The following is a 20,819-nucleotide window of genomic DNA, read 5'->3' as shown; positions in this document are numbered from 1 at the left end:
ATAGCATTTTGCCCGCCCTGACTCCCAATTTAAGGGATTGTGATACCACTAAAAAGTCGGTAGGCTGAGGCTCCTTATGCTGTCCCTTATTGTCAGGACACAAGGAAAGCTTAATGGAAATTTCCCCAATTAAAGATACGCTTCGCATTGCGCTGGTGGGCGATTACAGCCCCGATATTGTGGCGCACCAGGCTATTCCCCTTGCTATCGATGATGCTGCCGCCGTCCTGGAATTGGTGGCTGATTATGACTGGCTAACTACGTCTGATATCAACAGCAGTGAGGACTTGATTGGCTATGATGCCATCTGGGTCGTTCCAGGCAGTCCATATCGCCATCTTGAAGGGGCGCTGATAGCGATACGCTACGCGCGTGAAAACAGCATCCCGTTCCTGGGGACCTGCGGCGGCTTTCAACATGCGATTCTGGAGTACGCCCGCAACGTGCTGGGCTGGAGCGATGCCGCCCACGCCGAGACGGACACCACGGGTCGGATGGTGATAGCACCATTGACCTGCTCGCTGGTAGAAAAAACGGATGATATTGAGCTGCGGGCCAATACGCTGATTGCCAAAGCCTACGGGCGGGATGTTATCACCGAGGGATATCACTGCAACTATGGCGTATCGGAGGATTTTGCCGCCGAGCTTGAAAGCGGCGATCTTCGGGTGACCGGTTGGGATGAGGTTGGTGATATTCGTGCCATTGAGCTGGTGACGCATCCATTTTATGTTGGCACGCTCTTTCAGCATGAACGCGGAGCGCTGGCGGGAAAACCCGTACCGTTAGTTCAGGCGATGCTGCGCGCCGCGCGCGGATAAAAAAACGGGCAGGTTGTTCACGAACCTGCCCTGTGCATTATGCGCTCGCGATCTCCCGATTACGCCCCGCGCACAGACCAAATACCGCCATCAGCATCGCTAACACGGCGACCCCGCCAAGAGGAATCAGCCAGCTATCGTTGAGGTCGTGAATTTTCCCCATCAGCGGTGGCCCGCAGGCGGCCAGTAAATACCCAACAGATTGTGCCATGCCGGACAGGGCAGCAGCCTGATGCGCTGAGCTTGCGCGCAGGCCAATAAAGGTCAAGCCGAGGATCATCGTCGCGCCTGAGCCAAAGCCAAACAGGATGGTCCATAGCAATGCCTGGTCGGGCATTATGGCGAATCCCGCCGCGCCGACGGCGCACATTAATGAAACCAGAGCGGCGATGGCGCGCTGATCCTTAAATCTGTTCAGGACGAGAGGAATCAATAATCCCGGCGCGGCGGTCGCCAGCTGCAGTAAACCATGCAGCGAACCGGCCTGCGCCTCGCTGTAGCCGTGGCTGATCAAAATGGCGGGCAACCAGCCGATGATGACGTAGTAGATAAGCGAATTGATCCCCAGAAACAGCGTCACCTGCCAGGCGAGGCTGGAGCGCCAGATCGCGCGGGAATGCAGAGCGCGCGAGTTGCTCAAGCTGGCATTGGCCGTCTGGCGGCATTGGGGTAACCAGATAATCAGCGCCAGCAGCGGAAAGGCCATCAGTACCATCAGCGCACCGCGCCAGCCAAACCCGTTCAACGCCAGCGGTACCACAATGGCGGAACCCAGTGCCGCTGCTGCGCCCATGGTCAGCGAGTATGCGCCAGTGAGTTTCGCCACATGCTGAGCAAAATCACGCTTAATCAGTCCGGGTAAAAGCACATTTCCCAATGCGATTCCGCAACCAATGATAGCGGTGCCGCTAAACAGGAACCCTGGTGAGGGCAGCGAACGTATCGCAATACCCACGCAAATCAGTAGCATAGCAACAAACAGGCTGCGTTCGATACCCCAACGGCGCGCAACGGCGGCAGCCAGAGGTGAAACCAGTGCGAAAGCCAGCAGTGGCAGGGTGGTCAGAAGCCCCGTCTGGGCGGTGCTCAGACCGTAGTCGGCGCGAATTGCATCCAGCAACGGGGCCGCACCGGTAAAGGTGACGCGCAATGTGGTGGCAATCATCAGGATCCCCGCGATCAGCAACGCTGCGTTCTTGCCACGGGAGGAAGGTGTATTTGTCATTTTTTTCTCATATCGTCAGGCGAGGCGATACCTTAGCGTTTTTACTCAATGGATGAATCAAGCTAAAATGACAGTTTATCGCTTAAATCGGACATTTTTATGTTAGGACTGAGGCTGGATGGATACGAACCCGATCTTCACCACGATGCAGCGGTGGCGTTTTGTATTCAGGCCCGGGAAGATGAACTTTTCAGTCCGCTGCATCAGCACCGTAAAGGCCAGTTGATTCTGGCGTTGCATGGCGCGATCACCTGTGAGGTTGAGAATGCTATGTGGATGGTGCCCCCGCAATATGCGGTGTGGATCCCCGGTGAAATTCCACACAGCAACCACGTTACCGTTGGCGCACAATTGTGCTTTTTGTTTATTGAGCCGCAGGCCGTCGTGATGCCCGATCGTTGCTGCACGCTGAAAATTGCTCCGTTGTGCCGGGAGCTTATTCTGGCGCTGGCATCCAAAACGGATGCCCAACGGCTGGAGCCGGCAATCCAGCGGCTGACGCAAGTGTTGTTTGATGAACTGCCGCAGCAACCCCAGGAGCAAATGCAGTTGCCGGTTTCCGATCACCCGAAAATTCGCAGAATGGTCGCAACGATGGCGAGAGAGCCTGCACAATGGCAGACGTTGGGGCAATGGGCCAGCGTATTTGCGATGAGTGAACGTAACCTTGCTCGCCTGGTCGTCAAAGAAACGGGGCTGAGTTTTCGCCGCTGGCGTCACCAGCTCCAGCTGATTCTGGCGCTGCAGGCGTTAATTGATGGTCGCAATGTACAACAGGTCGCGCAAATGCTCGGGTACGATTCGACCACGGCATTTATCTCTATGTTCAAAAAAGGCCTGGGACAGACACCAGGCCGTTATCTGAACGGGCTGGCTACTGCTTCCCAACAATCAATGAGACCAGACCTGCCGCAATAAGCGGCCCCACTGGCACACCGCGAAACAGCGCCACGCCCAGTACCGTGCCCACCAGTAAACCAGCAACAAGCTGAGGCTGGCTACCCATTAGCGTAACGCCGCGTCCGCCAAGCCAGGAGACAAATACCCCAACGGCAATAGCAACCAGTGATTTCCAGTTCACAAAGGAGTGGATGAGCGTGGAGGGCGGTAGCGTTCCGCTGGCGATCGGCGCCATGACGCCAATAGTCAGAATTATAATCCCGACGGTCAGGCCCTGTTTTTCAATCCAGGGAAAGAAGGTATTCAGTGGGGTAACACGGACAATAATCAGCACCAGAATTGAAACAGCGACAGTGGTGTTGTGGCTGACAAAGCCCAGAGCTGCCAGTCCGAGCAGGATCAGCAGAGTGACATCAAACATCGTAGTTTCCTTGCCAAAAGAAAAAATAAGCCTGCTTACTGTACGCGTAAATGCGTGACGGAACAGGCTTTTTTTAATGATTATGATTTTTTTTGGGCTAACGCACGAAGCGATGTTTTTTACTGCTAACTTGTGCAGTTATTGTTCTCTGCGGAATGGGATTAATTCCGGTTGCGCGATGCGCAGGTAATCTGCGGTATCCATGATCACAGATTTTTCCAGCATTCCGGCATTGAACGCAATTTCATTAAAACGCTCAAACAACAGTGGGTCGGCGACCAGCTTGAGGTTCGGATGAAAACTGAACGGTGGGATAGCGCCAAATACGCAGCCAGTCAGTTCATCTACCTCCGCCGGGCTGGCAAGTGACGCTCTCAACCCGCCAATATGGCTGGCCAACAGGCTCAGGTCGGCCTGCTGATCGGCAGAGAGGATCGCCAGAACATGCTGATTGACGCCGTTGCCTTTTACTTTGCAGACCAGCGCTTTTGCACCCTGACCCAGTGCGGTACCGCGAATTTCAGAGACAGCTTCACATTTGCCTACGGCTTCATGGCTGACTACGCGGTAGGTCGCACCGTGTTCTGACAACAGGGAGATTAAACGCTGGTGCGTTGCGTTACCTTTGTTTACTTCCGTCATGACTTACTCCTGGTACAACAATGAAAATCCCGTCAGAAAAATAATTACGCATCGGTGCGTTTTTTCTGTTTGTTCAGGTAGAGCTGTGCATCAGATGCTTTGTAGGCATCATCAATGGTGTCGTTTGGCTGCATATTATAAATCCCGACAGAGAAGCTGATTGATCTATCTTGCGCAATAATTTGTAAGTTATAGCGAATCCTCTCCAGCAGGCGGGGCGTTAATTCACTGGGGTGATCGATGAGGATAATGCAAAACTCATCGCCGCCGAGGCGGATGGCATAGTCGCTTTTGCGAATGGACGTTTGAATAGCTTTGGCCAAAATGGTGATAATGCGATCGCCTTCCTTATGCCCCAACGTATCATTAATAACTTTTAGTTTGTCGCAATCAATGGCGATAAAGGTCACGAGCGTTCCTGTGTTCACCAACTGTTGCAAACGCTGCTCAAGCGCTGGCGTTAAAATTTTACGGTTGTAGAGCCCTGTCATCGCATCACTGACATTTTCCCGTGTGACGTTGTGATACAAGCGAAAATGCGTTCTGACCATATTCAGCAGCAATATCGTTGCCAGTAGATAGAAGGCGAATATCTTCCAGGACGAGACAATAAAGTACATAACATCAAGTGAGAGGGTGATACGTATACCGCCAGGTATGTCCTTCTCATAGTGAACATAGCGGAACAGATCGGTTTCACTTTTGTGAACGAGGATCTCTTTACCTGAACTGGTGTCAGAGACCGTTACGTTAAGATAACGCCAGACGAGAGGGCGGTCGCTGGTATAGAAAATATTCTGTAAATTCTCTTTATTAATATCCACCATCACCACGCCTTTTAGCTTATTGGCGTAGTAAACCGGTGTTAAAAAGCTCATCACCTTTTTCTCGGTCAGGTTATCTTCATAAATACTGGAGATCACCGTGCGGCCAGTAAAAATACCGTCAATATCATTCTGGTCGATTCCCAACGTACCTTTTTGCAAAAACGACCAGTTGTGTATCGCAAATTTCCGCGAGTCGATCACATCATAGAAATAAACGTAGTTATTTTTGAGATCGACGTAATATCGAAATTTATACTCCAGCGTCCCTAATCCCTGACCGTAATCTTTCTGCTGGCGATTAACATTGACCGCCCGGTCAAAAGAGGGCAGCAGAAAAATGTCATCAAGCTGTTCGCTACATTTTGTTGAGGTGGTCTGCAACGTACCGTGTAATGGCAGATAGTTGCGCTTAGTGAGATTGAGCCCATGAGTGCCGTTAACGCTGTCGAAAGCGTTGCAAAGTACTTTTTGCTGTTCGAGAGAAGCAGGCCCCTGAGGGGACGAAAATGTGCGCATCAGATGGGCTGCGATGCTCTGATTTGTGTACTTATCATAGAGAAACGAGGAGTCGGCTTTCTCATTGATATAGCGCATGTACGCATTCATTGCTTTATCACTAGCAATGAGCTCATAAACCAAAAAAGAAGATGTCAAAACAATTACGCTGACGGAGATAAAGATCCTGAGCGCTTTATGATGCAATTTCATAATGATTTACAGCCCTGTAAGTCTGATACTTCAGTCTATCACACGGCATACATCCGCTCTAACGCTACGGGAAAGGACATTTTGAAATAAAAATCATTCGCGTACTTCACCTTTAACTCTTAATGTTGTATTTATAATGCAACTTATAAAAAGGAGACAGGCCAATGAGCGCGACTGAAAAAGCGGGTCATACATTTTTAGCCAGCCTGGGCAAAACCCGTCTGCGTCCGGGCGGTGTTGAAGCAACAGAATGGTTGTTTAGCCAGTCACAGCTGACGCCCGGCAGCCAGGTTCTTGAAGTGGCGTGCAACATGGCCACGACGGCGATAGAGTTAGTTCAACGCTATGGCTGTACCGTATACGCCATTGATATGGATAAAACCGCACTGTCAAATGCAAGGAATAACGTAGCGGCAAATGGTCTGGAAAATCATATTCATGTGATGGCTGCTAACGCCAACACTCTTCCTTTTGCGGATAACAGTTTCGATGTTGTGATTAACGAAGCCATGCTGACAATGTATGCCGATAAAGCGAAGGCGAAGTTAATTGCCGAATATTATCGCGTGTTGAAGCCCGGTGGGCGTCTGCTCACCCACGATATTATGTTCACCGCCCAAAAACTGGGCGCGGGCGATCAGGGCCAGCTTGTCGATGTGGTGAAATCAAACGTTAGCCCAATGACCAGACAAGGCTGGCGTGATTTGTTTCTTAACTGCGGGTTCGAACAGGTCCTGCAGCAGAATGGCAACATGTCGCTGATGTCGCCGCGCGGATTAGTTCGTGATGAAGGGCTTACGGGGGCGGTAAAAATTGTGTTTAACGGCTTACGCACGAGCGAAAATCGTCGTCGTTTCCTGAAAATGTTTCGCTTCTTCCGTTCGCAACGTCATCAACTCAATTACATTGCCTGCTGCTCTGTAAAGGGAAAATAAAAAGGATAAACGGATGAATATTGATAAGATGAAAAAACAGCACCCGTAACAAATCAGCCAGAGAAGATAACCTCTGGCTGATTTGTTTAGGTGGTTAACTATTGCTGGTCGTACTTTGTTTATGAAACAGTTCGCGGAATACCGGGTAAATATCATCCTGGTCGCGAATATGTTGCATCGCAAAGTTATCAAAGGTTGATTGCAGATGTTCGTATTCACGCCATAAGGTTTGGTGAGCGCGGCGAGTGATTTCGATATAGCTGTAATAGCGGACCACTGGCAGCAGCTTTTTCGCCAAAATCTCATGACACAGTGGTGAGTCATCCGCCCAGTTATCACCGTCCGATGCCTGTGCAGCATAGATGTTCCATTGGGCAGGGTTGTAGCGATCTTTCACCACTTCATCCATTAACTTCAGCGCACTGGAGACAATGGTTCCCCCGGTTTCCTGAGAGTAGAAGAACTCATGCTCATCCACTTCTTTCGCCTGGGTATGGTGGCGAATATAAACCACCTCCACGTTCTTATAGGTCCGGCTTAAGAACAGATACAGCAGGATATAAAAACGTTTAGCCATATCTTTGGTCGACTGATCCATTGAACCAGAAACGTCCATCAGGCAGAACATTACCGCCTGGCTGGAAGGGTCGGGGCGTTTTTCATAATTCTTGTAGCGTAAATCAAAGGTGTCGATAAATGGCACGCGTTCGATTTTTGCCCGTAGTTCGGCAATCTCTTTGCGTAACCGTTCCTCTTCCAGCAACTGTGCTGGTTCGCTTTTCGCGATGGTTTCCAGATCCGCTTCGAGAGCATGCAGTTCGCGACGCTTACCCGCTGTCATCGCCGTGCGGCGCGCCAGTGAGTTTTGCAGGGATCGCACCACGCTGATGTTGGCAGGCACACCGTTAGAGGTAAAACCTGCCCGGTGCGTTTTGTACTCCGTTAGCTGACGCTGCTGATTCTGCTTCAGGTTAGGAAGTGCTAAATCTTCGAACAACAGATCGAGATATTCATCTTTAGAGATCTGAAAGACGAACTCATCCTGACCCTCACCATCCTGGCTGGCCTGGCCTTGTCCGCTTCCTGAACCGCCACCGCCGCCCTGTGGGCGTTCAATGCGGTCATTCTGCACAAAATGGTCGTTACCCGGATGCACGCGATGGCGCAGGCCACCACGTCCCTGATGAAACATTGGTTCGCTAATATCATCAGTCGGAATAGAGACAGATTCGCCGCTATCCACATCAGTCACCGAACGCTTGTTAATGGCCTCGGAGATCGACTGTTTAATTTGCGATTTATAACGGCGTAAGAAGCGCTGGCGGTTTACCGTGCTCTTGTTTTTGCCGTTAAGACGCCGGTCAATAAACCAGGTCATAAGCCCCCCGTACTGCCAACTGTTCGCCATGTCTGTAAGTGCCGGATGGCGCTGGCGCTATCCGGCCTACGGAACATTGTTTTGCAAGCCCGGTAAGCGCATGCGCCACCGGGCACTTATGTTAAGACGATTTACGTACGCGCAAATACCATTCGCACAGTAAACGCACCTGTTTACGCGTGTAGCCTTTTTCCATCATACGGTCGACAAAATCGTCGTGTTTTTTCTGCTCGTCAGTCGAGGTTTTAGCATTGAACGAAATGACCGGCAGCAGCTCCTCGGTATTGGAGAACATTTTCTTCTCAATGACCGTGCGCAGTTTTTCGTAACTGGTCCAGTTTGGATTGCGACCGCTGTTATTCGCTCTGGCACGCAGAACAAAGTTGACGATCTCGTTACGAAAATCTTTCGGGTTACTGATACCCGCCGGCTTCTCAATTTTCTCCAGTTCTGAGTTCAGTGACTCGCGGTCAAACAGCTGACCGGTATCCGGGTCGCGATACTCCTGATCCTGAATCCAGAAATCCGCATAAGTGACATAACGGTCGAAAATGTTCTGTCCGTACTCAGAATAGGATTCGAGATAAGCCGTCTGGATCTCTTTGCCGATGAATTCAGCATATTTCGGGATCAAATAACCTTTCAGGAACTCAAGATAACGCTCAGCTTGCTCCTGCGGGAACTGTTCACGTTCGATTTGCTGCTCCAGTACGTAAAACAGATGTACCGGGTTAGCTGCCACTTCGGCATGGTCAAAGTTAAAGACGCGAGAGAGGATCTTAAACGCGAAACGCGTGGACAGACCGTTCATTCCCTCATCAACCCCGGCGTAATCCCGATACTCCTGATAGGATTTCGCTTTCGGATCGGTATCTTTTAGGCTTTCGCCATCGTAAACGCGCATCTTCGAGTAAATGCTCGAGTTCTCAGGTTCTTTCAGGCGAGAAAGAATGGTAAAGCGAGAGAGCGTTTCCAGTGTGCCCGGTGCGCAAGGCGCATGGGTCAGCTCACTGTGGTTAAGCAGTTTTTCGTAAATTTTGATCTCTTCAGAGATACGCAGGCAATAAGGCACTTTGACGATGTAAACACGGTCAAGGAACGCCTCATTGTTTTTGTTATTACGGAACGTTACCCATTCGGACTCGTTCGAGTGGGCAAGAATAATCCCGTTAAACGGCAGGGCAGAGATACCTTCTGTCCCGTTGTAGTTTCCTTCCTGGGTGGCGGTCAGCAGAGGATGCAGCACTTTAATCGGTGCTTTAAACATCTCAACGAATTCCATAATCCCCTGGTTTGAACGACACAGTGCACCCGAATAACCGTAGGCATCAGGATCGTTCTGGGCGTGGTGTTCGAGTTTACGAATATCCACTTTCCCGACCAGCGCAGAAATATCCTGGTTGTTTTCATCACCAGGCTCCGTTTTGGCGATTGCGATCTGCTCCAGAATAGACGGCCAGACTTTGACGACGCGGAATTTTGTAATGTCCCCGCCGAAATCGTGCAGACGTTTCGCAGCCCAAGGCGACATGATCGTACCGAGATAGCGACGCGGGATCCCATACTCTTTTTCCAGGATCTGCGCGTCTTCCTGCGGATTAAACAGGCATAACGGATGATCGTTGACCGGGCTACGTTCGCCATTGGCACTCAGGACATAAATCGGTACTCTCTGCATCAGCGACTTCAGTCGCTCAGCAAGAGATGATTTCCCCCCTCCCACAGGCCCCAGCAGATACAGAATCTGCTTCTTCTCTTCCAGACCCTGAGCCGCATGTTTCAAATAAGAAACAATTTGCTCAATGGCGTCTTCCATGCCGTAAAACTCTTCAAAGGCGGGATAGCGTGCAATTACCCGATTCGAAAAGAGTCGAGAAAGTCGAGGTTCGTGGGCAGTGTCGACCATGACAGGCTCACCAATAGCCATTAATAGCCGCTCTGCCGCGTTGGCATAAGCACTGCGATCTTGCCGACAAGTGGTAAGAAACTCCTGCAGCGTGAACTCTTCGTCCTTGGCAGCTTCATAACGCTGGCGATAGTGATCGAATATATTCATGGTATGCCGTCCTTTCGTTTTTTAGCACATGTTAAGAGCCGTTCATATGAATAGTAGAGGCCCCTGAAGAGGTAAACTGAACGACGTCGCTGCTGAATAAATAAGCAACTCTCATGCCATTTTGGTGGTCAGGAGATCAACGTATTCGGTGATACACCTTCTAAAATTAAGCGTAGATGGCATTTGCAAAACTTGCCTGTGTGCGCAAATGAATTTCAATGGCATATCAATAACTCATCAGCAAAAAAAGCACATCTTATGTAAAGAATTGGAGCGGGATTCATGCGGTGTTCACCGTCCTGCAAGCAAAATGTCATCACTCGCTGAGAAATTAGGGGGTTACATTCTGGGGCGAATACGTAAAATAGTTGGGCTGAAGCGTATTGGCGGTTACACTTTGACCGCTACACATTTGAATAAGGAATTATGGATTGTGACCAAACTCAAACTTCTGGCACTTGGCGTCCTTGCCGCAACCGCAGTTAGCACCGCACAGGCGGAAAGTCAGTGGACTGTTGGCGCGGGTGTCGGCGTGATTAACAGCCCGTACAAACAGTATGACCGCGATGTTTACCCTGTTCCGGTTGTCACCTATGAAGGCGATAATGTCTGGTTCCACGGCTTGGGTGGCGGCTACTATCTGTGGAATGACACGGCAGATAAGCTTTCCATCATGGCGTACTATGATCCGACGCATTTCAAGCCGGGTGATAGCGATAGCCATGCTTTGCGCCAACTCGACAAGCGTAAAAGCAGCTTGATGGCTGGCCTCTCGTATGTACATAACACCCAGTATGGTTTCCTGCGTACCGCACTGGCGGGTGATACTCTGGATAACAGCAACGGCTTTATCTGGGATCTGGCCTGGCTCTACCGTTACACTAATGGTGGGCTGACTCTGACGCCGGGTATCGGTGTACAGTACAGCAGCGAAAACTACAACGACTATTATTATGGCGTGTCCAATCACGAGTCTCGCCGCAGTGGTCTGAAAAGCTACAACGCTGACGATGGATGGGATCCGTACCTGGAGTTGACCGCGAGCTATAACTTCATTGGAAACTGGAACGTATACGGAACTGGCCGTTATGTGCGCTTGAGTGATGAAGTGAAGGACAGTCCGATGGTCGATAAGTCCTGGTCTGGCATCTTCTCAGTGGGTGTGACCTACAAGTTCTGATGACATTCAGTGTTGAACACAAGCTCGCAGACATGCGGGCTTTTTTGTGCGCTACCGATATGAATATTGATCTAAAACATGAGATTTCATCATTTGTGCTGATTTGACATTCTGTCAGGCTACAACGAATTTTTAACGTATTATTCCTGTCGCTGTTACTAAAAATAAACCTGCTATTTTATTAGCCTGTTATCTATTCATTTTTGAATGAAATAAAGTCGTGAAGGTTTAGCAAATCATTGTCATGAGGTAATGGTTTGTAGCTATACAATGCGTTGATAATACTAGGGTTTACGATCGAGGTAAGCGTTATTTTCTTATTGTTAAGCACAATGAAAATTATTGATAACTCTTTTAGCATGTTTATCTCATGGCGAAAGTTAACTTTCATGTGAAAAAACAAAAATTAATCGATTGATTTTAATTTTACATCTTTAGGTATTTATCTGAAAAAATTAAAATTGACATTAAATATCCCATTGCAGATATTAATTAAACTTTAAAGTATCGACAGCAACTCTTCATGGCATTAAATATAATTCGCCATGTGGATTTTTTGAGAATAAACCTGGTATATATAATGAAAAAGTTAATCATGATAGCTGTGATGGGCGGGATTCTGGCTGGTTGTTCCACCGAGGCTTCACGCATGAATGCTTGCGAAAGCAAGGGTGTGAGCCGTGATGCCTGTTATGTTGCGGAGCAAAACCGTCGGGCGACAATCAATGCTGCCGCTGAAAAACAGGCTATGGAAAACGCGCAAAACTTGTATAGCACTAATGATACTAATTCCAGCCATCACCACAAACACGATAAGTATTAAGGTGTAACGTATGAAAAAATTAATTATTATCGTTGCTTTGGTGGCTTCCTTCGCTGCACCTGCTTATGCCATTAGCGAGGCTTACCGCCAGCAGTTACAGCATGAACATAGAACCATGGTCAGTGACACGAATGCCCCGGTACACGCCAGTAAAATTATGCCCGTGCATGTGAATAAACTTGGAGTGGACTTTAAACGTGGTGCTGATGGCATTGCTTATATTAATGGCAAACCTGCAGCAAATGATGAGAATAGTGCTGAAGCTCAGTCTTATAGCGCAGGTTTGATTTCCGTTATCGTCTATAAAAACGGAAAAATCAACGCTATGAAAGAGGGGAAATATTTAGGTCGGTTGAAATAACCACTTCGTAGATAAGATTTTGTATTTTTTCGGCCCGGGAACATCTGCTGTTCCCGGGCTTTTTATTTCGCTCGCCTTAACGATCGGTTTCCAATCCATGATGGTGCAATTTGTGCACCCTAACAGGACACATGCACGTTGTTTTGCTTTACTGTGGTGCATTAACACAGGAGGGTGCGATGACAGCGAAACAGGTGACGTTTACAAACCAGGTATCGCTTCCTGCTATTGGGCAGGGAACATGGTACATGGGCGAGGATCCAAGCCGACGCCGGGATGAAGTGTCTGCGCTGCAGGCCGGACTGGATCTCGGCCTGCGATTGATTGATACCGCAGAAATGTACGCTGATGGTGCAGCGGAAGAGGTGGTGGGTGAAGCATTAACGGGACGGCGTGATAGCGCTTTTTTAGTCTCGAAAGTTTACCCATGGAATGCCGGTCGACAGAAAGCCATTGCCGCCTGCGAAGCGAGCCTGCGTCGACTGAAAACTGATTATCTGGATCTCTATTTGCTGCACTGGATGGGCGATTTTTCATTTGCAGAGACCATCGATGCCATGGAAACACTGATTGCGCAGGGGAAAATCTGCCGTTGGGGAGTCTCAAATCTCGATTATGATGATATGCAGGCGTTATGGCAGGTACCCGGTGGACGAGAGTGTGCAACTAATCAGGTGCTTTATCATTTAGCCTCGCGCGGTATTGAATATGATTTACTGCCGTGGTGCCAGCAGCAGCAGATGCCGGTCATGGCATACAGTCCGCTGGCCCAGGCGGGACGACTGCGTGGCGATTTGCTTTCTAACTCTGTGGTGAATGACATCGCGCGTGCGCACAATGTTAGCGCTGCGCAGATTTTGCTGGCATGGGTGATTCGTCAGTCGGGTGTAATAGCCATCCCGAAAGCCGCAAGCGTAGCGCATGTCGAACAAAATGCCGCCGCGCTGGAGATAACGCTCTCTGTAGATGAGTTGAAGCAGTTAGATAAGGCGTATCCGGCGCCAAACGGTAAAACCGCGCTGGATATGGCCTGATTTGCCAAATGCCGATGTTCCCGCAGCTTATCAGGCCTACGGCTGCGTGTAGTTTGTAGGCCGGATAAGGTGTTAGCAGCATCCGGTACGGTGCGTAGAGCTGCCTGATGCGCTGAGCTTATCAGGCCTACGGCTGCATGTAGTTTGTAGGCCGGATAAGGCGTTGGCAGCATCAAGGCACTGTGCGCGGAACTGCCTGATGGCGCTGTGCTTATCAGGCCTACGGCTGCATGTAGTTTGTAGGCCGGATAAGGCGTTGGCAGCATCCAGGCACGGTGCTCGGAACTGCCTGATGGCGCTGTGCTTATCAGACCTACGGCTGCATGTAGTTTGTTGGCCGGATAAGGCGTTAGCCGCATCCGGCATGGTGCGTGGAACTGCCTGAGGGCGCTGTGCTTATCAGACCTGCGGCTGCGTGTAGTTTGTAGGCCGGATAACGCGTTAGCCGCATCCGGCACGTTGCGCAGAGCGGTCTGATGGCGCTGCACTTATTAGGCCTACGGCTGTATGTAGTTTGTCGGCCGGATAAGGCGTTAGCCGCATCCGGCATGGTGCGTGGAACTGCCTGAGGGCGCTGTGCTTATCAGACCTACGGCTGCGTGTAGTTTGTAGGTCGGATAAGGCGTCAGCCGCATCCGGCATGATGCGCGGAACTGCCTGATGGCGCTGTGCTTATCAGACCTGCGGCTGCGTGTAGTTTGTAGGCCGGATAAGGCGTTAGCCGCATCCGGCACGGTGCGTAGAGCTGTGTTAGCGTTTAGCTACACGAATAGTCTGCGCGAGGCGAGATGGTTTTTCTTCGGTGGTTTTCTGCGGAGCGGTCGCGTAAGCCGTTTCTACACAAACAAACGTTTTGTAGCCATCATCCGGCATGTCGCCCATGCTGACGGACAGCGCCGGGCCAGGGTTCCAGCCCACTACATTCAGATGGTGGTGGTGGACAACATCTATATTGCGATTCAACGCATCATCATGAATCACGCTGCACGCTTCCGGATTCAGATAAACGCGATCGGTGCGGTCCGGGAAGGTCTGGATCCCATCAGCCAGCACATCTTCTTTAGCATCATTCACTTTATCGATCAGGCGATCGCCAAGACCACTGACTTTCACTGCCGCAATGTCACCAACGTTGAAATAGGTATGCAGTGCCGAGGTGGTTTCAAACTCACCATGAGCTTCCAGCTCCATTTCACAGGTGGCTCCCACTTTGAAGCGGGCAAGCAGGCAAAACTCGTGAGGCCAAAGCTGACGCGTTTCAGCGTTGCTCTGCAGTTCAAACGTCAGCACCACGCCATTGTCGTCTTCGTTGTGCGCTTTCAGCGTCCATGGCAGGTTGCGGGCAAAACCATGCGAAGGCAGGCCCTGCTTAGCAGCCGGACCAAACCACGGCCAGCAAATTGGTACGCCGCCACGCAGCGCTACGCCGGTTTTAAATGGGGTATTATTACTTAACCACAGGACTTCCTCTTCACCATTTGGTTTCCAGGAAAGAAGATGTGCGCCCTGCAGCGCGAAAGAAGCTTTAACCTGTGGGTGATCGACAACAAGAACCTCAAGCTCATCAAGCTGACGGCGGGAGAGGACAGGGGTAATTTGTTCGATTACCGGAAGTGCAAAAATTTTATTAATCATTACGCAATCCTTTCTTCAGGCAAAAAAAAGAGCGACCTGAGTCGCTCTTACAGATTACTGTTTCATCTCAACTTATTTGGAGATGTGAGCAATCAGGTCCAGAACTTTGTTGGAGTAGCCGGTTTCGTTGTCGTACCAGGATACCAGTTTCACGAAGTTGTCGTTCAGTGCGATACCAGCTTTAGCATCGAACACGGAAGTGCAAACTTCACCGTTGAAATCGGTAGATACTACGTCGTCTTCGGTGTAACCCAGAACGCCTTTCATCGGGCCTTCGGAAGCAGCTTTGATTGCTTTCTTAATTTCTTCGTAAGAAGCAGCTTTTTCCAGACGAACGGTCAGGTCAACAACGGATACGTTCGGGGTAGGAACGCGGAACGCCATACCAGTCAGTTTGCCGTTCAGTTCTGGCAGTACTTTACCTACAGCTTTAGCTGCACCGGTAGAGGACGGGATGATGTTCTGGGATGCGCCGCGGCCGCCGCGCCAGTCTTTGTGAGACGGGCCATCAACGGTTTTCTGAGTAGCGGTGGTCGCGTGAACAGTAGTCATCAGACCTTCGATGATGCCGAAGTTGTCGTTGATAACTTTAGCCAGCGGAGCCAGGCAGTTAGTGGTGCAGGAAGCGTTAGAAACGATGTCCTGACCTTCGTATTTGTCAAAGTTAGCGCCTTTAACAAACATCGGAGTGTTATCTTTGGACGGACCAGTCAGAACCACTTTTTTCGCACCAGCAGTGATGTGCTTACGAGCGGTTTCATCTGTCAGGAACAGGCCAGTAGCTTCAGCTACTACGTCAACACCAACTTCGTCCCATTTCAGGTTAGCCGGATCACGTTCAGCGGTAACACGGATTTTTTTACCGTTTACGATCAGATGACCGTCTTTCACTTCAACGGTACCGTTGAAACGGCCGTGAGTGGAGTCATATTTCAGCATGTAAGCCATGTAGTCAGCGTCTAACAGGTCGTTGATTGCAACGATCTCGATGTCAGAGCGTTCTTGAGCAGCACGGAAAACAATGCGACCGATACGGCCAAAACCGTTGATACCTACTTTGATAGTCATATATTCCACCAGCTATTTGTTAGTGAATAAAAGGTTGCCTGTAAAATTACAAAAACCTTACGCAGCGTCAAGCGGAATCGTGTCAATCATTGCGACAAATCAATCTGCTGCCTAAGCTTTGCGCAACTGACTCGCCTCACTCTTCCTTTGGGCTTGAAACCACATGGGGTCGGCGGCCCGAATTTTAAAGGGCAATCAAGATAAAAACGTGATTCTGATCACGAATTGCAGGCTGCCATTTCGCAAGGATCAAGTTTAGAACAAAAGTTCGCACTCCGGTGTTAATGTTTTGTTAGAATCTGTCTCGCGATGTGAGTTTAGATAAAGCGAGATGTGAGCAAATGGCTAATCAACCTTCTCCAGAAGAACTGAAAAAAAATTTAACCGAAATGCAGTTCTATGTGACGCAGAATCACGGGACAGAACCGCCATTTACCGGACGTTTGCTACATAACAAACGTGACGGCATCTACCACTGTTTGATCTGCGACAATCCGCTATTTCGTTCCGAGACAAAATATGACTCAGGCTGCGGCTGGCCCAGCTTTTACGAGCCTGTCAGCGATGAGGCTATCCGTTACATAAAAGATACGTCACACGGCATGCAGCGCATTGAAATCCGCTGCGGAAACTGTGATGCACACCTGGGACACGTCTTCCCGGATGGTCCGAAACCTACCGGTGAACGGTACTGCGTTAACTCAGCGTCTTTGAACTTTACCGATGGTGAAAACGGTGAACAAACCAAGGGTTGAAGAAACGATTCAGCAAATTATTCTACGGAGAGTGGATTTAACATGAATCTTGATGAGATGATCAACAGCATGACGCCGGAAGTTTATCAGCGCTTATCGACTGCCGTTGAACTCGGAAAATGGCCGGATGGCGTAGCGCTAACGGCAGAACAAAAAGAGAATAGCTTACAGCTGGTGATGTTATGGCAGGCGCGAAACAATATTGACGCGCAGCATATGACGATTGATACCAACGGTGAGATGGTGATGAAGAGCAAGCAGCAGTTGAAGGTGGAGTTTGGTATTACGCCAGAACCGATTGCGACGTTTAAATCCTGATTACCCAGGCCCGGCAGACATCGATGTCGGGCCCGTCAGTTGATATTATTTCTTGTTCATCATCGCCTTCAGATCGGCGAACGGGTTGTATTTCGCTTCGCCCACGGCCTTTTGCGCATCTTCTCCTGCAACCACCGTTGAACCATACTGGTCCGCTTCCGTATATTTGGAATGCTCGTGATCGTGGCAGTACAGGCACAACATTTCCCAGTTGCTACCATCTTCCGGGTTATTCGAGTGATCGTGATCGATATGGTGTACCGTCAGCTCGCGCAAATTTGAATACACGAACTCACGGGAACAGCGTCCGCAGACCCAGGGGAAGAGTTTAAGCGCCTTTTCCCGGTAACCGACTTCCAGACGGGCGTAATTTTTAGGGATAAAAGCCATAAAGCTCATGCCTCCAGTAGAAAATGAAGAGCTGCGCCAAAAGCTGGCGCAGCAGAATGCGCTAATCATAACCTATTGTGTCAGGCGTTGGGATCAGTGTTTGATGCCTAACGAATCGGCTAACTGCTTCGCCAACTGATTATTGTCATCTGCGCCGTACTCCCAGAACATGGCGCCTGCCAACCCTTTGCTTTTGATGTAGTCGGCTTTGATCGCCACCGAACGCGGGTTTTCATAGGAGAGGGCAAAGAGTTTTTTTCCATCCGCAGACTGTACCGACAGCCACGGCACTTTCGCTTCATCATCCCAATGTTGGCTAAAGCGTTTTTGCGGATCGTTGATCAACTTCGCCACAATATCGTTGTACTTCACGTAGGTGTCTTTGCTCAGGTCGACGCCCAGTGATTTGAACAACTCAATTTGAGCTGACTCGAAATAGGGTTGGGTAGCCGGGTTTTTCTGCGCGTCAGGTTTGCTCCAGTCAATACCTGGCTCAACGGCGCGTTTTGGTACGCGTCCATAAAAGCCAATGCCCAGATTCATTTGACTCGGTTTCAGACCGGCTGCGAGATAGTTATTGACCACAAAATCGGCGCTGTACTTATCCGCCGCGGCGACCGTCGGCCATTGCGTCGAATCATACAGGTTCGAGTTGAAATATTGGGTGCCGTAAGCCATGTCATAGGTCATCAGGTTGATGTAGTCGAGCGATGGTGCAATGGCTTTTACATCCACCCAGCTTTTCGGACTTTCCGCATTCGCGCCCACGGCGATGGTCAGCAGTTTTTTATGCCCCAATGCGGCACGCAATTCTGTTAGCAGCGCGGTGAAGTTAGCGCGGTCAGCCGGTTGGCTTTCGACCAGTCCCCAGGCGCCGTTAACCGGGTATTCCCAGTCGAGATCGATGCCATCCAGACCATATTTCGCAATTATCTCCTGCGCAGACTGAATAAACACTGCGCGTGTTTCCTTCGTTGCTGCCGCGCCAGAGAATCCACGCGCTCCCCAACCGCCGACGGAAAGCAAAACTTTTAGGTTTGGATTTTGTTTACGCAGCTGTGGAATTTTCAGCAAATCATCCTGCACTTTCTGTGAAAGCCAAATCTGATGCAGTTTGCTGGTGTCTTTTAAGGCGTCATTGGTTTCGTCTTTTTCGTTGTTGTAGACAAGACCAAACGAATAGTTGAGATGGGTTATCTGGCGAACATCCAGTTTGTTGATGTCGCCACCGGGACCGGCAGTGACGTCGCCGCCACCATTAAAGTAGCCAACTGACATCAGTGAACTGGCGGAAACAACGCTGGCGCAGAGCAGGGGTAATGCTGCCAACAAAGGCAATAGTTTCATCGGTGTTCCTCTTTGACATTTAAACAAGCAAACACGCCACGGAAATGGCGTGGCGAAAAAAACAGCACCCGCAGGTTAACAGTTTCATAACAGGAAAAATGCGAAGGGGTTCACGCCATGCTGGCGCAGCGGCAAACCAATTTTGGTAGGTTGTATTGGTTAGAGGAGTACTGGTTGAAAGGGAGATGCGTATTAATCCGGCCTATAAATTTGCAAAAATGTGCAGTTTCAATCGACCGGATATAACGTTTTAAAGCATTAGCGCTGGGTTTCCAGCCAGTCGTCCAACGTATACAGCGTTGCGCCCGCAGCTGCCATTTCCATAAAGGCGTTTGCACTGTCCTGGGGTTTAATATTAACGCCACGGCAGCCGTCGGTTATAACGCTGACGGTGTAGCCAAGATCGAGCGCATCCAGTACGGTGAATTTGACGCAATAGTCGGTAGCCAGACCCATGATGATGAGCTCGGCAATGCGGTGTTCGAGTAGCCATGCATTCAGCGCGGTTGCCTGACGACGACCGTTATCAAAAAAAGCACTGTAGCTGTCGACCAGCGGGTTCTCACCTTTAGTGAACGTTTGAGTTATCGCACGCTGGTTCAGCAGCGGATGCAGGGCAGCACCTTCGCTGTTTTGTACGCAATGATCGGGCCAGAACGTCTGCTCCAGGCCATCGAGTTGTCCCTGGCTGTAGGGCTCGACCTGATGCTGGCTGGCAAAACTACCGTGATTCTCCGGGTGCCAGTCCAGACTGGCAACGACCGTGTCGCCGCGTATGGCACACCAGTCAATCAGGAGGTTGGCGATATCGATCGTGCTGTCACCTTGTGGGACCGCGAGGGCACCACCGGCACAAAAGTCATTTTGTAAATCGACCAACAGTAAGGCTCGGGCCATGGGCATAGACTCCTTTAATCGTCAGGTGTGAGCTCACCACGCAGATTTTGCGTCATTGCTTCACGAATTGTCTGCGTATCCAGTCCCTGACTCAGCAAATAGTGCAGTTTGGTGAGTGTGGCTTCGACGGTCATATCCGCGCCGCCAATCACGCCAGCATGCGCCAGCGCATTCCCTGTCGCGTAGCCCCCCATGTTCACCTTGCCGGACATACACTGCGTAAGGTTCACCACCACAATGCCACGCGAGCTCGCATCTTCAAGTTCTTTCAGGAACTCTTTATTCTGCGGCGCATTGCCCACGCCGTAGGAGCGCAAAATTAATGCTTTTACCGGCTGGCGCAGGAAGTTGCGTACCACGTCAGCGGAGATCCCAGGATAAATGGTGACCACGCCAATCGGTTGTGGAGTGATAGGATGGACAATCAACTCACCTGTGCCGTGAGGTGCGGGCGGTGTTCCCAGCCGACGAATGTGGATTCCGGCTTCCAGCAGTGGTGCAAGGTTGGGTGAGGCAAACGCGTCAAAACCATCAGCATGCGCTTTAGTGGTCCGGTTACCGCGAAACAGTCGGTTGTTGAAAAACAGGGTCACTTCATTGATCGGATAATTTGCTGCAACGTACAACGCATTCAGCAAATTGATTTGTCCGTCAGAACGTAGCTCTGCTAATGGGATTTGTGACCCTGTCACAATGACTGGCTTACCCAGATTCTCCAGCATAAATGAGAGCGCCGAAGCCGTAAACGCCATGGTGTCAGTGCCGTGCAGTATGACAAAACCATCGTAATCGTCGTAGTGCGCTTTAATGTCTTCAGCAATATGCTGCCAGTCTTCTGGCGTCATGTCTGAGGAATCCATCAGCGGGACGTATTCGTGGATGGTGAAGTCTGGCATCTCTGGGCGGTGGAATTCAGGCATCAGTGCCAGCTGACGCTGGAGATGACCGGAAACAGGAATATAACCCTGTTCTGAGCGCTGCATACCAATGGTACCGCCGGTATAGGCAACGTAAATCGATTTCTTTTGCATGGGCGTCACAGGTTAAGTTGTGCATAAACAGGCGCAGTATAAAGTTCCCCCCGAAAAAATACAGTGC

At 50.1% G+C, this 20,819-nt stretch carries 20 protein-coding genes and 1 pseudogene; 9 read left to right on the top strand and 12 right to left on the bottom strand.

Going from position 1 to position 20,819, the window contains the following annotated elements; all coding sequences use genetic code 11:
- The first annotated feature begins 113 nt into the window (after positions 1 to 113).
- Entirely contained in the window at positions 114 to 821 is a 708-nt protein-coding gene (locus GHC22_RS13790) for a CTP synthase (protein WP_153753274.1), read from the top strand.
- Between the two features lie 37 nt (positions 822 to 858).
- On the opposite strand, the gene GHC22_RS13785 is transcribed toward GHC22_RS13790, so the two are convergent.
- On the bottom strand, positions 859 to 2,046 hold the full coding sequence (locus GHC22_RS13785; protein ID WP_071444726.1) for a CynX/NimT family MFS transporter: 1,188 nt from the start codon (positions 2,044 to 2,046) through the stop codon (positions 859 to 861).
- 99 nt (positions 2,047 to 2,145) lie between these two features.
- On the opposite strand from GHC22_RS13785, the pseudogene GHC22_RS13780 reads away from it, so the two are divergent.
- A pseudogene (locus GHC22_RS13780) lies at positions 2,146 to 2,944 on the top strand (helix-turn-helix transcriptional regulator).
- Here GHC22_RS13780 and GHC22_RS13775 read toward each other — a convergent pair.
- From GHC22_RS13775 to dgcJ, 3 genes are all read right to left on the bottom strand, one after another.
- Positions 2,921 to 3,367 (bottom strand): DUF441 domain-containing protein, encoded by a 447-nt coding sequence (locus GHC22_RS13775; RefSeq protein WP_003832453.1) that lies wholly within the window; start codon positions 3,365 to 3,367, stop codon positions 2,921 to 2,923. The pseudogene GHC22_RS13780 and the gene GHC22_RS13775 overlap by 24 nt on opposite strands.
- 138 nt (positions 3,368 to 3,505) lie before the next feature.
- Positions 3,506 to 4,009 (bottom strand): YbaK/prolyl-tRNA synthetase associated domain-containing protein, encoded by a 504-nt coding sequence (locus tag GHC22_RS13770; RefSeq protein ID WP_032943105.1) that lies wholly within the window; start codon positions 4,007 to 4,009, stop codon positions 3,506 to 3,508.
- 44 nt (positions 4,010 to 4,053) lie between these two features.
- Positions 4,054 to 5,544 (bottom strand): diguanylate cyclase DgcJ, encoded by a 1,491-nt coding sequence (gene dgcJ / locus GHC22_RS13765; RefSeq protein WP_008784517.1) that lies wholly within the window; start codon positions 5,542 to 5,544, stop codon positions 4,054 to 4,056.
- A 164-nt stretch (positions 5,545 to 5,708) separates the two neighbouring features.
- Here dgcJ and GHC22_RS13760 point away from each other — a divergent pair, with 164 nt between their 5' ends.
- A complete protein-coding gene (locus GHC22_RS13760) occupies positions 5,709 to 6,479 on the top strand; it encodes a class I SAM-dependent methyltransferase (RefSeq protein ID WP_008784518.1) in 771 nt (256 codons plus the stop codon).
- 94 nt (positions 6,480 to 6,573) lie between these two features.
- On the opposite strand, the gene GHC22_RS13755 is transcribed toward GHC22_RS13760, so the two are convergent.
- Together GHC22_RS13755 and yeaG are read right to left on the bottom strand one after the other, a co-directional pair.
- Positions 6,574 to 7,857 (bottom strand): YeaH/YhbH family protein, encoded by a 1,284-nt coding sequence (locus GHC22_RS13755; protein ID WP_003832459.1) that lies wholly within the window; start codon positions 7,855 to 7,857, stop codon positions 6,574 to 6,576.
- Between the two features lie 121 nt (positions 7,858 to 7,978).
- Complete coding sequence (yeaG, locus tag GHC22_RS13750) at positions 7,979 to 9,913, bottom strand: protein kinase YeaG (protein ID WP_003030707.1); 1,935 nt, start codon at positions 9,911 to 9,913, stop codon at positions 7,979 to 7,981.
- Positions 9,914 to 10,346: 433 nt separating this feature from the next.
- Here yeaG and GHC22_RS13745 point away from each other — a divergent pair, with 433 nt between their 5' ends.
- From GHC22_RS13745 to GHC22_RS13730, 4 genes are all read left to right on the top strand, one after another.
- Positions 10,347 to 11,093, top strand: a complete 747-nt coding sequence (locus GHC22_RS13745; protein ID WP_008784520.1) for a MipA/OmpV family protein — start codon at positions 10,347 to 10,349, stop codon at positions 11,091 to 11,093.
- Between the two features lie 580 nt (positions 11,094 to 11,673).
- Positions 11,674 to 11,916 carry a hypothetical protein gene (locus GHC22_RS13740; RefSeq protein WP_153753270.1) on the top strand — a complete coding sequence of 81 codons (243 nt, stop codon included), beginning with the start codon at positions 11,674 to 11,676 and terminating at the stop codon, positions 11,914 to 11,916.
- A 10-nt stretch (positions 11,917 to 11,926) separates the two neighbouring features.
- Positions 11,927 to 12,277 carry a hypothetical protein gene (locus GHC22_RS13735; protein WP_153753268.1) on the top strand — a complete coding sequence of 117 codons (351 nt, stop codon included), beginning with the start codon at positions 11,927 to 11,929 and terminating at the stop codon, positions 12,275 to 12,277.
- Positions 12,278 to 12,456: 179 nt separating this feature from the next.
- Positions 12,457 to 13,311 carry an aldo/keto reductase gene (locus tag GHC22_RS13730; RefSeq protein ID WP_153753265.1) on the top strand — a complete coding sequence of 285 codons (855 nt, stop codon included), beginning with the start codon at positions 12,457 to 12,459 and terminating at the stop codon, positions 13,309 to 13,311.
- A gap of 750 nt (positions 13,312 to 14,061) precedes the next feature.
- Here the strand turns inward: GHC22_RS13730 and GHC22_RS13725 are convergent.
- Together GHC22_RS13725 and gapA are read right to left on the bottom strand one after the other, a co-directional pair.
- Positions 14,062 to 14,946 carry a D-hexose-6-phosphate mutarotase gene (locus GHC22_RS13725; protein ID WP_153687143.1) on the bottom strand — a complete coding sequence of 295 codons (885 nt, stop codon included), beginning with the start codon at positions 14,944 to 14,946 and terminating at the stop codon, positions 14,062 to 14,064.
- 72 nt (positions 14,947 to 15,018) lie between these two features.
- Positions 15,019 to 16,014: a glyceraldehyde-3-phosphate dehydrogenase gene (gene gapA, locus GHC22_RS13720; protein WP_003030697.1), complete on the bottom strand. Its 996-nt coding sequence runs from the start codon at positions 16,012 to 16,014 to the stop codon at positions 15,019 to 15,021.
- A 341-nt stretch (positions 16,015 to 16,355) separates the two neighbouring features.
- On the opposite strand from gapA, the gene msrB reads away from it, so the two are divergent.
- Both msrB and GHC22_RS13710 read left to right on the top strand, forming a co-directional pair.
- The gene (gene msrB / locus GHC22_RS13715) at positions 16,356 to 16,769 is read left to right on the top strand and encodes a peptide-methionine (R)-S-oxide reductase MsrB (protein ID WP_003832475.1); all 414 of its coding nucleotides are present in this window, start codon (positions 16,356 to 16,358) and stop codon (positions 16,767 to 16,769) included.
- A 42-nt stretch (positions 16,770 to 16,811) separates the two neighbouring features.
- Positions 16,812 to 17,087 (top strand): YeaC family protein, encoded by a 276-nt coding sequence (locus GHC22_RS13710; RefSeq protein ID WP_003030693.1) that lies wholly within the window; start codon positions 16,812 to 16,814, stop codon positions 17,085 to 17,087.
- A gap of 45 nt (positions 17,088 to 17,132) precedes the next feature.
- On the opposite strand, the gene yajD is transcribed toward GHC22_RS13710, so the two are convergent.
- The 4 genes from yajD to ansA form a co-directional block, all read right to left on the bottom strand.
- A complete protein-coding gene (yajD, locus tag GHC22_RS13705; RefSeq protein ID WP_003832478.1) occupies positions 17,133 to 17,477 on the bottom strand; it encodes an HNH nuclease YajD in 345 nt (114 codons plus the stop codon).
- A 93-nt stretch (positions 17,478 to 17,570) separates the two neighbouring features.
- Positions 17,571 to 18,824: a glycoside hydrolase family 18 protein gene (locus GHC22_RS13700; protein WP_153687144.1), complete on the bottom strand. Its 1,254-nt coding sequence runs from the start codon at positions 18,822 to 18,824 to the stop codon at positions 17,571 to 17,573.
- A 258-nt stretch (positions 18,825 to 19,082) separates the two neighbouring features.
- Positions 19,083 to 19,721: a bifunctional nicotinamidase/pyrazinamidase gene (pncA, locus tag GHC22_RS13695; RefSeq protein ID WP_370458775.1), complete on the bottom strand. Its 639-nt coding sequence runs from the start codon at positions 19,719 to 19,721 to the stop codon at positions 19,083 to 19,085.
- 14 nt (positions 19,722 to 19,735) lie between these two features.
- Positions 19,736 to 20,752, bottom strand: coding sequence for an asparaginase (gene ansA / locus GHC22_RS13690; RefSeq protein WP_003832492.1), 1,017 nt, complete (start codon positions 20,750 to 20,752; stop codon positions 19,736 to 19,738).
- Positions 20,753 to 20,819: the final 67 nt, after the last annotated feature.

Source organism: Citrobacter sp. H12-3-2 (genome assembly GCF_009649895.1).
In the GTDB taxonomy this organism is placed as follows: Bacteria; Pseudomonadota; Gammaproteobacteria; order Enterobacterales; family Enterobacteriaceae; genus Citrobacter; species Citrobacter portucalensis.
Note: the sequence above shows the minus strand (reverse complement) of the source record. Positions and strands in the feature narration are given on the sequence as shown.